This window comes from Cohnella sp. 56 (genome assembly GCF_037963805.1).
Taxonomy (GTDB): Bacteria; Bacillota; Bacilli; order Paenibacillales; family Paenibacillaceae; genus Cohnella.
The window spans coordinates 222214-235208 of the sequence record NZ_JAZDQE010000011.1 but is presented as its reverse complement, the minus strand read 5'-3'; the positions used below and the strand labels follow the sequence as shown (position 1 = coordinate 235208).

The 12995-nt window shown below is 60.8% G+C and carries 15 protein-coding genes; all 15 read left to right on the top strand.

Annotated features, from left to right (window positions below):
• Window positions 1–52 precede the first annotated feature (52 nt).
• The 15 genes from fliE (at window position 53) to fliY (ending at window position 12973) form a co-directional block, all read left to right on the top strand.
• Window positions 53–367, top strand: a complete 315-nt coding sequence (gene fliE / locus VQ071_RS19530; protein ID WP_340515839.1) for a flagellar hook-basal body complex protein FliE — start codon at window positions 53–55, stop codon at window positions 365–367.
• A gap of 44 nt (window positions 368–411) precedes the next feature.
• Window positions 412–1995 carry a flagellar basal-body MS-ring/collar protein FliF gene (fliF, locus tag VQ071_RS19525; protein ID WP_340515838.1) on the top strand — a complete coding sequence of 528 codons (1584 nt, stop codon included), beginning with the start codon at window positions 412–414 and terminating at the stop codon, window positions 1993–1995.
• Window positions 1996–2006: 11 nt separating this feature from the next.
• The gene (gene fliG, locus VQ071_RS19520; RefSeq protein ID WP_340515837.1) at window positions 2007–3023 is read left to right on the top strand and encodes a flagellar motor switch protein FliG; all 1017 of its coding nucleotides are present in this window, start codon (window positions 2007–2009) and stop codon (window positions 3021–3023) included.
• Window positions 3016–3852 (top strand): FliH/SctL family protein, encoded by an 837-nt coding sequence (locus VQ071_RS19515; protein ID WP_340515836.1) that lies wholly within the window; start codon window positions 3016–3018, stop codon window positions 3850–3852. The genes fliG and VQ071_RS19515 overlap by 8 nt, the downstream gene beginning before the upstream one ends.
• Window positions 3842–5158 carry a flagellar protein export ATPase FliI gene (gene fliI, locus VQ071_RS19510; RefSeq protein ID WP_340515835.1) on the top strand — a complete coding sequence of 439 codons (1317 nt, stop codon included), beginning with the start codon at window positions 3842–3844 and terminating at the stop codon, window positions 5156–5158. The genes VQ071_RS19515 and fliI overlap by 11 nt, the downstream gene beginning before the upstream one ends.
• A 10-nt stretch (window positions 5159–5168) precedes the next feature.
• Window positions 5169–5612: a flagellar export protein FliJ gene (gene fliJ, locus VQ071_RS19505; protein ID WP_340515834.1), complete on the top strand. Its 444-nt coding sequence runs from the start codon at window positions 5169–5171 to the stop codon at window positions 5610–5612.
• Window positions 5613–5642: 30 nt separating this feature from the next.
• The gene (locus VQ071_RS19500) at window positions 5643–6560 is read left to right on the top strand and encodes a MotE family protein (RefSeq protein ID WP_340515832.1); all 918 of its coding nucleotides are present in this window, start codon (window positions 5643–5645) and stop codon (window positions 6558–6560) included.
• A 53-nt stretch (window positions 6561–6613) separates the two neighbouring features.
• Window positions 6614–8020 carry a flagellar hook-length control protein FliK gene (locus tag VQ071_RS19495; protein WP_340515831.1) on the top strand — a complete coding sequence of 469 codons (1407 nt, stop codon included), beginning with the start codon at window positions 6614–6616 and terminating at the stop codon, window positions 8018–8020.
• Between the two features lie 27 nt (window positions 8021–8047).
• Window positions 8048–8500 (top strand): flagellar hook capping FlgD N-terminal domain-containing protein, encoded by a 453-nt coding sequence (locus VQ071_RS19490; RefSeq protein ID WP_340515830.1) that lies wholly within the window; start codon window positions 8048–8050, stop codon window positions 8498–8500.
• Window positions 8493–8888, top strand: coding sequence for a TIGR02530 family flagellar biosynthesis protein (locus tag VQ071_RS19485; protein ID WP_340515829.1), 396 nt, complete (start codon window positions 8493–8495; stop codon window positions 8886–8888). The genes VQ071_RS19490 and VQ071_RS19485 overlap by 8 nt, the downstream gene beginning before the upstream one ends.
• 98 nt (window positions 8889–8986) lie before the next feature.
• Entirely contained in the window at window positions 8987–9811 is an 825-nt protein-coding gene (gene flgG, locus VQ071_RS19480) for a flagellar basal body rod protein FlgG (RefSeq protein WP_340515828.1), read from the top strand.
• Window positions 9812–9889: 78 nt separating this feature from the next.
• Complete coding sequence (locus tag VQ071_RS19475; protein ID WP_340515826.1) at window positions 9890–10123, top strand: flagellar FlbD family protein; 234 nt, start codon at window positions 9890–9892, stop codon at window positions 10121–10123.
• Window positions 10120–10602, top strand: a complete 483-nt coding sequence (locus VQ071_RS19470; protein WP_340515824.1) for a flagellar basal body-associated FliL family protein — start codon at window positions 10120–10122, stop codon at window positions 10600–10602. The genes VQ071_RS19475 and VQ071_RS19470 overlap by 4 nt, the downstream gene beginning before the upstream one ends.
• 36 nt (window positions 10603–10638) lie before the next feature.
• Entirely contained in the window at window positions 10639–11640 is a 1002-nt protein-coding gene (gene fliM, locus VQ071_RS19465; RefSeq protein WP_340515823.1) for a flagellar motor switch protein FliM, read from the top strand.
• Window positions 11630–12973, top strand: coding sequence for a flagellar motor switch phosphatase FliY (fliY, locus tag VQ071_RS19460; protein ID WP_340515822.1), 1344 nt, complete (start codon window positions 11630–11632; stop codon window positions 12971–12973). Before fliM ends, fliY begins: the two co-directional genes overlap by 11 nt.
• The last annotated feature ends 22 nt before the right edge of the window (window positions 12974–12995 follow it).

Genomic DNA, 12995 nt, shown 5'->3' with positions numbered 1-12995 from the left:
CGGTTCGGCATTCGCGATGCAGTTTATTACCCAGGCGAGGATGGATTGAATCATGATTATAAATAATCTTTTACAAAGCGCGGGATTGTCGCCCGCATCGCTCTCGTCGCTTCAGAACAAGCCGGCCGGAACGACGCCTTCCGAAGCGACGGCGAGCTTCGCGGATTTCTTGAAGAAGGCGATCGACGGCGTCGCATCCCAAGAGCAGAACGCGCATGCGGTCACGGATCAGTTCCTGATCGGAAAAGCGGACGTCAGCGACGTCATGATCGCTTCTACCAAAGCAGAACTCAGTCTCGAAATGACTTCCCAGGTGCGCAACAGAGTAGTCGAGGCCTACCAGGAAGTTATGCGGATGCAGATGTAGATATTAAAAAATGCAGCATCCCAGTCCGCAGATGAGGTGAAATCGTGAACGAAAGATGGGCCCGCTTAAAAGAGAAGCTTACCGGCTTCTGGAATCAATACAGCAAAAAGCAAAAATGGATTCTCGCTTCGTCTGCAGCATTTATCATAATTTTCATCATTTTTATCGCCGTTTTGTTGACGCGTACCGAGTACGAGATTGCTTTTCAGGATTTGGACAGCGGCGACGCCGCAGCCATCATGGAATATCTGAACGGCAGCGGCATCCCTTACAAGCTAGGCGACGGCGGCGCGAGCATATCGGTGCCGAGCGCATCCGCGGATAAAGTCAGGGTTGACGTCGGCTCCCAGGGGCTCGTGCAGAACGGCAGCATCGGGTTTGCGGAGCTGAGCAAGTCCTCCTCGACGATCGGCACGACAGACCAGGAATTCAAGGTCAAGTACCGCAACGCGCTTAACGGCGAGGTGCAGCAGCTGCTGCAGGGCATGCAGGGCGTCAAAAAAGCGAAGGTGCTGATCAATCTGCCGGAGGAATCGGTGTTCCTGAACGATGCCGACAGAGAGCTGGCTACGGCTTCCGTGCAAATGACCTTCAAGCCTGGCTACCGGCCCAAGCAGGAAGAGATCGACAGCTACTACAAGCTGGTCAAGACATCGGTGCCGAATCTCGAATACGACGGCATCACCATCACGAGCACGACCGCGGATCTGGCGCCTTCTGCCAAGCTGGGAGGCACGGGTACGCTCGGGGGCACCGCGCTCGATCAGCAGTTCGCGATTCAAAAGCAATACGAGAGCGGCGTCAAGACGAACATCCAGCAAATATTGGCGAAGACGGTCGGCATGGACAACTTTGTCGTCAGCGTCGTCTCTACGCTTAACTTCGATCAGAAGTCGACGCAGCTCGACCTCGTCAAGCCGCTCGACAACAACGACGGAAAAGGCTTTGTCGTCAGCGAGCAAAACCAGAGCGAATCGACGACGGGCGGCACCGGTACGGCCGGCGGCGTCGCCGGCACGGGATCGACGGACGTGCCCAACTACCCGTCAGGCGGCACGAGCGGCACGGCCAGCTCGGAGAGCTCGAGCAGCACGACCAACTACGAGCCGAGCCGCGAGAAGACGAATATCGCCTACGCGCCTTACCAGGTCAAGGATCTTGCCATCAGCGTCGCGGTCGATTCGGCCGTCATGACACCTGAGAAGCAGGCGGAACTGGAGACGATGCTCCGCAAAAATGTGCGCATCCTGCTCGCGGATTCGGGACAGACGCTCTCGGATACGGACCTGGCAAACCGTGTGTCCGTCGTCTCCCAGGCGTTCTCGGACGAGAAGGAAGGCGGTTCGGGATTGTCCACGTCCTCGCTGCTGCTGGCGGGCATCGGCGTCGCTGCGCTCGCGCTGCTGGGCGGAGCCGGCTACATGATCTACCGCAGACGCAAAAACGCGAGGGAAGCGGAGGAAGCCGCCGCACAGGCGCTTCTCGAGGCGCCGCGCGCCGAATTGCCGACGATCGACATCGAGAGTGTCACGAACGAGAGCCAGGTGCGCAAGCAGCTCGAAGGACTGGCGAAGCGGAAGCCGGACGAGTTCGTCAATCTGCTGCGCACGTGGTTGGTGGATGAATAGGGGTGGCACAATTGGCTAAAGGAACGCAAATGCAGCTTAGCGGCAGGCAAAAGGCGGCGATCTTGCTCATCACGCTCGGTCCCGAAGTGTCCGCCCAGGTGTTCAAGCATCTCAGGGAGGACGAGATCGAGCAGCTCACGCTGGAGATCGCCAACGTCCGCAAGGTAGATCATACCGAAAAGGAATCGATACTCAGCGAATTCCATCAGATCTGCGTCGCCCAGGAATACCTCACGCAGGGCGGCATCACATACGCCAAGGAAATTCTCGAAAAGGCGCTCGGCTCGCAGAAAGCCAACGACATTCTCAACAGGCTCACGGCTACGCTGCAGGTCAGGCCGTTCGACTTTGCCCGCAAGGCCGAGCCGACTCAAATCTTGAACTTCATACAAAACGAAAACTCGCAAACGATCGCGCTCGTGCTCTCGTACCTGCAGCCCGAGCAGTCCTCGGCGGTGCTGTCCTCGCTGCCGACGGAGAAACAGGCCGACGTCGCCAGAAGAATCGCGCTCATGGACAGCACGTCTCCCGACGTCATCGCGCAGGTCGAACGCGTCCTCGAGCAGAAGCTGTCCTCGACCGTGACGCAGGACTATACGAACGCCGGCGGCATTGAGTCGATCGTGCAGATTCTGAACGGCGTAGACCGCGGCACCGAACGAACGATTCTCGATTCGCTCGAGATCCAGGATCCGGAGCTGGCGGAAGAGATCAAGAAGCGGATGTTCGTGTTCGAAGACATCGTCAATCTCGACAATCGCTCTATCCAGCGGATCATCCGCGACGTCGAGAGCGCGGACTTGCAGCTCGCCCTCAAGGTGGCGAGCGAAGAGGTCCGGGACGCGATCTTCCGCAATATGTCCAAGCGTATGGCGGAGACGTTCAGGGAAGAGATGGAGTACATGGGGCCGGTTCGGCTGCGCGACGTCGAAGAGGCGCAGACGCGCATCGTAGCGACGATCCGCAGACTGGAGGAATCCGGCGAGATCATCATCGCTCGCGGCGGAGGAGACGATATTATTGTCTAATCTGATCAAGTCCACGCGCGTCATATCGCTCGACGAGCTCAAACAGATCGAACTGAGGGCAATATTTACCAATCAGCATTCGAGGGCGATTGACGGAGGAAATGAAGGAAAAACGGCGATTGATGTCGAAACAGTAGAATTGAAGGAACGCATCGTACAGGACGCCGAGGAGACGGCGGCTAAAATATTGCAGGAAGCGGCCGAGACGGCCCGTCAGATTCAAGACGACGCGGAAGCCGAGGCAACCGCATGGTGGGACAGCCGGCGCGAGGCGGACGCCGACTACGTCGAAGAAGCGAAGCGCCAAGGGTATGAAGAAGGCTTCGCCGCAGGCTCGGAGCAAGCGGAGCAGCAGACGTACGCGAGAATGGAACAGATGCTGGAGGAGGCGCGTCGGGTCGTCCTCCAGGCGTACGAAGCCAAAGCCCGGATCATCGCGGAGTCGGAACAATTCGTCGTGGGGCTGAGCTGTCAGATCGCGGGCAAGATCGTACGCCGGTCGCTGGACAATGCGCCGGAGCTGGCGGTCGATCTGATGAAGCAGGCCCTGGCAAGACGCAAGGAGCAGGGGGCGATCACGCTGTGCGTAGCGCCCGAGCAGTTCGAGTTCGTGGAGGCGGCCAGAGACGAGCTGTCGCTCGCCGTGGATGCCCAGGCCGAGCTGCAGATCGTGCCGGATCCGAGCGTGCAGGATGGCGGCTGCGTCATCCGGTCGGCCTATGGCAGCATCGACGCCCGCATCGACACGCAGCTCGAATCGATACGCGAGGAACTGCTGCAGATCGCCGCCCAGTCCCGTGAGGAAGGGAAGGACCCGCATGGCGCTTGAGCTGGGCAAGTACGTAGAAGCGCTGAGGCATATCGATCCGGTGCGCGTCAACGGCAAGGTCGCGCAGATCATCGGCCTCACCGTCGAGTCCGAAGGGCCCGACGCCGCGATCGGCGAAGTATGCCTGATCTATCCGGTCAAGGGCGGCACCCCGATCGAGGCGGAGGTCGTCGGCTTCCGCGACAATCGCGTGCTGCTCATGCCGCTCGGCGAGCTGCAGGCGATCGGCCCGGGCTGCGACGTCGTCGCGACCGGCAAGCCGCTCACCGTGCAGGTCGGCTCCGAGCTGCTGGGACAGGTGCTCGACGGGCTGGGCCGGCCGCTCGACGGGGACAAGCTCCCGATCCGCATGCCGCGCTATTCGACGCAGAGCGTCCCGAGCAATCCGCTCAAACGTCCGCGCGTTACCGACCCGCTGGGCACGGGCGTCCGCTGCATCGACGGCCTGCTCACGGTCGGACAGGGCCAGCGCATGGGCATCTTTGCCGGCTCCGGCGTCGGCAAGAGTACGCTGCTCGGCATGATCGCGCGCAATACGTCCGCGGACGTCAACGTCATCGCGCTGATCGGCGAGCGCGGGCGCGAAGTGCTGGAGTTCGTCGAGCGCGATCTCGGGCCCGAGGGACTGGAGAGATCCGTCGTCATCGTGGCGACGTCCGACCAGCCGGCGCTCATCCGGATCAAGGGCGCGCTCATCGCGACCTCGATCGCAGAGTATTTTCGCGACCGCGGCATGAACGTGATGCTGATGATGGACTCGGTCACCCGTTATGCGATGGCGTTGCGGGAGGTGGGGCTCGCGATCGGCGAGCCGCCGGCTACGCGCGGCTATACGCCTTCCGTGTTTGCGGCGCTGCCGAAGCTGCTGGAGCGCGCAGGCACGGGAATGGCCGGATCGATCACCGCATTTTACACCGTGCTCGTCGACGGCGACGACATGAACGAGCCGATCGCAGACGCCGTCAGAGGCATTTTGGACGGACATATCGTGCTCAGCAGGCATTTGGCGCACAAAGGACATTTTCCTGCGATCGACGTACTCGCGAGCATCAGCCGGGTCATGAAGGATATCGTAGCCGGCGACCAGCAGGATGCGGCGGAGCAGCTCAAGCGGCTGCTGTCCGTCTACCGGGATTCCGAGGACTTGATCAATATCGGCGCATATCAGCGGGGGACGAATCCGCAAATCGACAAGGCCATCCAATTTATCGATATCATCAACGAATATTGCCGTCAGCGGACGACCGAAAAGGTGACGCTGCAGCAAGCGCAAGAACGGCTGGTCATAGATTTCTATAAGAGATGAGGTCATCCCTTTGCGATTCCGATATCCCTTGCAGAAGATCGTAGATTTGAAGGGCAGCGAAAAATCGATGGCGGAGATGGAGTACGCAGCGTCGCTCGGCCGCCTGCGGAGCGAGGAGGAGCAGCTCGACAGCCTCAGCAAGGAGCGGGGCGCGTACGAGCAAGAAATATCCGAACGCTCCGCCAAGCCGACCGCGCTCGCCGAGCTTCACCTGCTGCAGGACTACATCTCCTTTTTGGACGACAAGATCCGGCAGCAGCGCCAGGGCGTCCGCGCGGCCGAGGAGCATGTCAGACAGCGTCAAACCTTCCTCACGGACAAAATGGTGGACGAAAAGGTGTGGCAGAACGCGCGGGCGAAGTCACTCCAGAAGTTTCGCCAGGAGGCGCTCATGAAGGAGCAGAGCGAGCTCGACGAGATCGCGCTCCGCAGAACGTCGGCCGTCAGAAGGTAGCAGTCAGCTTTGTGAATGGAGGGGGAAGCCTTGGCGGATGCCAGCGCGGAGAAAAGCGGCTATTCCGGCTTCGAGCGATTTCTCTTTTTTATAACGCCTGTCGTATTCACCGCAATCCTGCTGTTCGTCCTGATGCTCATGTTCAATCCGTCCTGGCGGGAGAAGGCGCAGACGATCGGCAATCAGATTCCGGTCATCAGCTCGTTCGTGCCGGACAGCAAGAGCACGCCGGACCCGGCGCAGCAGGCGGATAAAGCCGAGGTCGCTTCGGTCAGCGAAGCGCGTCAGAAGCTGGCGGAGCTGCAGGCGCTGCTCAGCGAGCGCGACGCCGCCCTGAAGTCGGCCGACGCCAAAAACCTGACGCAGCAAAATACGATCGCGGAGCTTCAGGAGAAGATTGCCGCGGCGGAGAAGCAGGCGAATGCGCATGAGATCAATCAAGAAGCCTATCAGGCCAAGATTCGCTCGCTCGCGGACATGTACGGCAAGATGACGCCGGGCAAAGCGGCTCCGATCATGGAGAGCATGACGGCCGAAGAAGCGGCACTTGTCATGGGCGCGATGAACGACACGTCGAGAGGGCGCATATTGGAAAAAATGACGCCGGCCGTGGCGGCGGACATCACGATGCGTCTCAAGGACTCCGTCGGCGTGACCAACCAGCAGATCGCGGCGCTCCAGGCGCGGGTCAAGCAGCTGGAAAAGCAGACGAAGCCGGCATCGAACGCGCTGGACACCGCGGCGCTCGCCAGCACATTCTCTTCGATGGACGCGGCCAGCGCGGCCGGACTGCTGCTGCAAATGTCGGCGACGGAGCAAGCGAAGACGTTGCGCATCTTGAGCGCGATGGACAATGCGGCCCGCTCTGGCGTGCTGGCGGAAATGTCCAAGCTGGACAAAAAGAAGACGGCGGCGCTTGTAGGCAAGCTTGTGCCGGCGAACCCGTAAAACGGCCGTCGCGCCGTGCAAGACACCTATCCTGTTGAAAGGAGGTGAAACAAATGAATATTCAATCGATGGCTTCATCTTCCGGCACGGGAGGAGGAGGCGGCGGCACAGGCAAATCCGCGGCGGCTGCCGGCGCGTTCCAAGGCGTGCTCGTGCAGACGATCGGCACAGGCGTACAGTCCGGGGACGCGGGAAAAGGAACCGCCGGCCCGATGCTCGGCCTGCTGAGTATGCTAAACGGAGTGCTGCCGGCTGTTCCTGACGCCGGAGAGTCCGCGACCGTAACAGCGGGAGACGAGCAAACGCTGGCGCAGCTGCTCGACGGACTGGAGGCGCAGCTCGGACAGCTGCAAGACGCTGACGACCTGCCGCAGTCTACGCTCGATCGGCTGGCCGAGCTGTTGGCTTCGCTGCAGTCGCTGCTGAATCCGCAGCAGACGCTGCCGGGAGACGGCGCAGCGGCGAAGACGAGCGCTGACGGCGCGGGCGGTGTCGCGGCGGCAGGATCGGGCACGGCAGGCTCCGCACCAGGTGCAGGCGCGGTCGTACCGGCGCTGCTGGACGCTGTGAAGCAGCTCCGCGGCATGATGCAGGATGGACAGCTGACGCAGGCGGACGTCGCCGCGGCGAGCGCCAATATCCGGAGCATGACGGCCAGCCTTCAGACGGACGAAGCAGCGCCCGCGACCGAGCTCAAAAAGCCGGGACGGACGCCTGCCCGCGCAGACGAGCTTGTGGGGGCCACCGGGGCGCCAGGCGACGGGGCGCAGCAGACGGACGCCAAAAAGACGTATCCGGTATTCAAGGAGCCGGTCGTCTACTGGAATCTGCAAGCTGGAGACTCGGCCGAGAACGGCGCTGCCGCCGTCCAGGAGCCCGCGGCGGATCAAGCCGACGCGGCGGACGTGCAGACAGGCGCCTGGGCGCAGGCGGCTGCCGACATCGCAGCCAAGTCCGACGGATCGCCGGCCAAGCCGACGTTGCCGGCCCAGGTGCCGGTGCAGCAGTTCGCGGAGCAGATGGACAAGTTCATGGTGAAGCAGTTCACGCTGTCCGGCGCAGGCGGCATATCCGAAGCCAACATCAACCTGCATCCAGAGCATCTCGGCGAAGTCCAGATCCGCATCACGATCGCGCACGGCCAGATGAGCGCGCAGTTCATCGCCCACAGCGAGGCGGCCAAGGATCTGCTGGAGAGCCAGATGTCCCAGCTGCGGGGATCGCTTCAGAGCCAGGGCATTCAGGTCGAACGGGTCGAAGTCGTCCAGCAGCCGCAGCAGACGGCGGACGGTTCTTCTCTGTTCCAGCAGGAGCAGCGCCGGCAGCAGTTCGCCGGAAACGGGGAATCCGGACGTTCCGCAGGCGGTGCCGAGACGCTCGAGTCGTTCGAAGAGGAGCTTGAGCGCACTGAATCGCTGCGCAATGCAGGATTCGGCGGCTCGCTGAATGTCACGGCTTAAGACGTTCGAGGAGGTGCACGACGCGAGATGACGACAGTATCGACCACCGTATGGTCCAACTATTCGACGCGCAACAAGACGGCCCCGACGGGTCAGGGCGCCGAGCTCGGCAAGGACCAATTCATGAAAATACTGCTGACGCAGCTGCAAAATCAAGATCCGATGCAGCCGCTGCAGGACAAAGACTTCATCGCGCAGATGGCGACGTTCAGCTCGCTGGAGCAGACGATGAACATGGCGACGGAGCTGCACAACCTGAGCCAATCCGCCGCGCTGGCTTCCAGCCTGATCGGCAAGCAGGTGCAGTGGCTCGGCATGACGGCGAGCGGCGCCACGGAAACGAAGACGGGCATCGTCGATTCCATCATGATGCGCAACGGCGACCAGTACGCAGTTATCGGCAAGGATCAAGTGGCGATCAAGGATCTGACTTCCGTCTCCGTAGCCGCGCAGGAGGGCGAGGCGGGCGCGGATGAATGACCCGCGAATCGGCCTGAACGTCGGACTCGCCGGCAGACCCGCTCCGATCGCGCCGGCGCGCGACGGCTACCGCCGGACGGACGAAGCTGCGGCGCTGACAGGCAGCTCGTTCAAGACGATGCTGGCGGCCCAGAGCCTGAAGTTCAGCCAGCACGCCGAGCAGCGGCTCGCGCAGCGCGGCATCAAGATCGCGCCCGAGCAGCTTGAGCGGATCGCTTCGGCGGTCGATCAGGCATCGGCCAAAGGCGCCAGAGACTCGCTCGTCTTTTGCAAAAACATGGCGATGATCGTTAATGTCCCCAGTCGCACCGTCATTACGGCGATGGACGAACAATCGATGCGGCAGCATATTTTCACGAACATCGACAGCGCCGTCTTTATCAACTAGCCTCGCAGAACAAGGCCGGACCTCATGAGGAGGCTTGAACCGTGGAATGATCGAAGCGGTTCGTCTGCGAAGGAAACACAAACCAGGAGAGTGAAGTTATGCTGCGTTCCATGTATTCGGGCGTATCCGGCATGAGAGGTTTTCAGACGAAGTTGGACGTCATCGGCAACAACATCGCCAACGTCAATACGGTAGGCTTCAAGGCCGGCCGCGTCATGTTCAAGGACATTCTCAGCCAGTCGATGTCCGGCGTGACCTCCCCGGTCGAAGGAACGACCGGCGGCGTCAACGCCAAGCAGATCGGTCTGGGCGTGACGGTCGCTTCGATCGACAACGTGCATACGGCGGGCAGCGCCATGACGACGAATGTGGCGACCGACCTGCGCATCGACGGCGACGGATTTTTTGCGGTCAAGCCTAGCGGCGACTCGGAGGCGACGTACCTGACGCGCGCGGGCAACTTCACGCTCGACGCCAACCGCCAGCTCGTCAACGCCGAAGGCATGTTCGTCGTATCCGCCGACGGCGACGCGCCGATCACGCTGGACGAAGGCGTCACGGCGTTCTCGATCTCGCAGAACGGCAGCATCGTCTCGATCGACCAGGACGGCGTGCAGACCGATACGGGCATCCAGATCGGCGTGGCCAAGGTCGTCAATCCGAGCGGTCTGGAGAAGATCGGCGGCAATCTGTACCGCATGACGCCGAACGCGAATGCGGAAGGCGAGCTGAACCTGGGCACCGCCCAGGACGCGGAGCGGGGCACCGGCTCGATCGTAGCCGGCCAGCTGGAGATGTCCAACGTCGACCTGACGAACGAATTTACGGAGATGATCGTCGCGCAGCGCGGCTTCCAGGCGAATTCGCGCATCATCACCACTTCGGACTCGATACTCGAGGAAGTTGTCAATCTCAAGCGTTAATTTACCGGCATTTGTTGACCGAACGAACTGATCTATCGCGGGAGGGGGAATCCCTCCCCAAGTTGCGGAGGGATTCCCATGATCGCCGTCACGCGTCTTAACGGCACGCAGTTCCATATCAATGCCCTGCTGATCGAATCGGTGGAGCAGACGCCGGATACGCTCATCACGCTGACGACCGGCAAGAAATACATCGTCGTGGAAAATAGTTCGGATGTGATCCGCTCCATTCGCCATTATCTTCGGAGTATCGGCATCATGGCTGCGGTCGCAAATCCGTCCGATACGCAAACGGAGGGAGCTTCATCATGAAAAAAATGTTGCCTTGGCTTGTATCTCTGCTGCTGGCGATCACGCTTATCGTTATCGCCGGACTCTATTCCTGGTCCACCTTCTTCGGCAAGAACGATGCCGGCAACAAAGAAGATGCGGCCGCGAAAAGCGTCGAGCACGTAGAAGCCGAAGCGCTCTCCGCGGCACAACGGAGCAAGGTCACATCCGATTTGAACGATATAAAAACAAACCTGTCTGACACGAACTACATCGTCATATTCGGCTTTACGTTCCAGCTCGACAATGCCAAGGCGAAGGCCGAGTTCGACGAGGTGAAGGACAGCGTCATCAAGCCGATCATCAACCGCGCCCTGTGGAGCACGACGCCCGACCAGATGCAAGGCACCAAGGGCAAGGACGATCTGGTCGCCGAGCTGATCAACGAGATCAATCCCGTGCTCACCAAAGGCAAGGTCGTCAAGATCGGCATTACGAACTTTTTGATGCAAGAGCTGTGAGCCGCGCCGGAATCCGGAGGAAAGGGGTGAATAACATTGGTTGACGTTCTGTCGCAAAACGAGATCGACGCCTTGCTTGCCGCGCTGTCGTCGGGCGAGATGGATGCGGAGGAGCTTCGCAAAGAAGAAACGCAGAAAAAGATCAGGTCCTACGACTTCAAGCGCGCGACCCGATTTTCCAAGGACCATATCCGCAGCTTGACCAGAATTCACGAGAACTTCGCCCGCTTTCTGACGACCTACTTTTCGGCGCAGCTGCGAACGTTCGTACAGATCAATGTCGTGCAGGTCGAACAGCTGCCTTACGACGAATTCATCCGCTCCATTCCGAAAATGACGATATTGAACATCTTCGAGGCGGAGCCGCTGGAAGGGAGGATGGTGCTCGAGGTACACCCAAACGTGGCCTTCGCGATGCTCGACAGGCTGCTCGGCGGCACCGGGACGGCGCCTACCAAGATCGGCAGCCTCACGGAGATCGAGAATATCATCATGGAGAAAATTTTCAGCCGCGCGCTCGAGACGCTCCAGGAAGCTTGGAAAACGGTCGTGGATATCGAACCCCGGCTCGAGGCGCTGGAGACGAATCCGCAATTCATGCAGATCGTATCCCCCAACGAGACGATCGCACTGATCTCGCTCAGCACCAAGATCGGCGATACGACCGGGATGATCAATCTGTGTATACCGCATGTCGTCATTGAACCGATCATGTCCAAGCTGTCCGTTCATCACTGGTTCGTCTCTCAGAAAAAAACGAGAGCCCCCGAGGAAGTCAAGCTTCTGGAGGAGCGCGTGTCGAAGGCCAGGCTGCCCATCACGGCCGAGCTCGGTTCTTCCCGCATCTCGATCCACGAGTTCCTGAACCTGGCTGTCGGCGACGTCATCACGCTCGGCAAGAGCGTGGAGAGCGGCCTGGACATCAAGGTGGGGGACAAGCTGAAGTACATAGGCAGCCCCGGGACGGTGCGAGACAAGATCGCGGTACAGATCCTCGAGGTCATCGACGAAGGAGTGGAAGAAGTTCATGACGAGTAAGGATTACTTGTCCCAGGAGGAGATCGACGCCCTGCTGAGACAGTCCGCCGGCGATCAGGACGCGGCGCCTGCCGCCGACGCGGAGGTGGACATCAACGATTATCTGTCGCCGCTGGAACAGGACGCGCTCGGCGAGATTGGCAACATTACGTTCGGCAGCGCAGCTACGGCACTGTCGACCTTGCTCAGCCGGAAGGTTGATATCACGACGCCGAAGGTGTCCATGATCTCGAGGGAACGATTCGTCAGCGAATTCCCCCGGCCGCATGTCGCCGTGCACGTCAACTATGTCGACGGCTTCGAGGGCATCAACTCGCTGGTCATCAAGACGCATGACGCTCAGGTCATCGCGGATCTGATGCTCGGCGGCGAAGGCAACGTGCAGAACGAGGAGCTTAACGAGATCCACATCAGCGCGGTGCAGGAAGCGATGAACCAGATGATGGGCTCGTCCGCGACGTCGATGTCCACGATTTTCAACCGCTTCGTGAACATCTCCCCGCCCGCGGTGGACGTGATGGACGTTCAGAAAAATACGGGCGTCGAGAAAATTCCGCCGGAGGCGGAGTTCGTTAAAATCTCGTTCCGCCTGAAGATCGGGGATCTGATCGATTCGACGATCATGCAGCTGCTGACTGTCCCGTTCGCCAAGGAGCTCGTGCACTCGCTCATCGGCGGCATCGAGGAGACGCCGCCTGCCCAGCCGCAGGCCGCTCCGGCGCCGCAGAGTATGCCGCCGCAGCAGTCGCCCGCAGCGCAGGCGCCGTCTGGCGCGCCGCCGCAAGCCGGTCAGCCGGCTCCGCAGCCGGCCTACGATTATCCGCCGCCGGCTGCGGCCTATCCGCCCCCGGGCGCTTACCCGCCGCCAGGGGCCTACCCGCCTCCGGGCGCTTACCCGCCGCCGGGTGCATACCCGCCGCCCGAGTATCCGCAGCAGCCGATGTACGGGCAGCCGCAATACGCGATGCCGCCGCAGCAGCCGCAATCGCTCGGCGGGCCGGCAGGACGCAACGTCAACGTGCAGCCGGTGCAGTTCGCAGGATTCCCGTCCGGCGGGGGGGCGCACGCGGACGAGAACAATTTGAATCTTTTGCTTGACATACCGCTGCGAGTCACAGTAGAGTTGGGCCGGACGTACAAACAAATCAAGGATATTCTGGAGCTGTCCCAGGGCTCGATCGTCGAGCTGGACAAGCTGGCCGGCGAGCCGGTGGATATTCTGGTCAACAACAAGTTGATCGCCAAAGGCGAGGTTGTCGTCATCGACGAAAACTTCGGCGTCCGGGTTACAGACATCGTCAGTCAGTGGGACCGCGTTCAAAAAATCCAATAATGAGCACTTCGGGAGGAATACG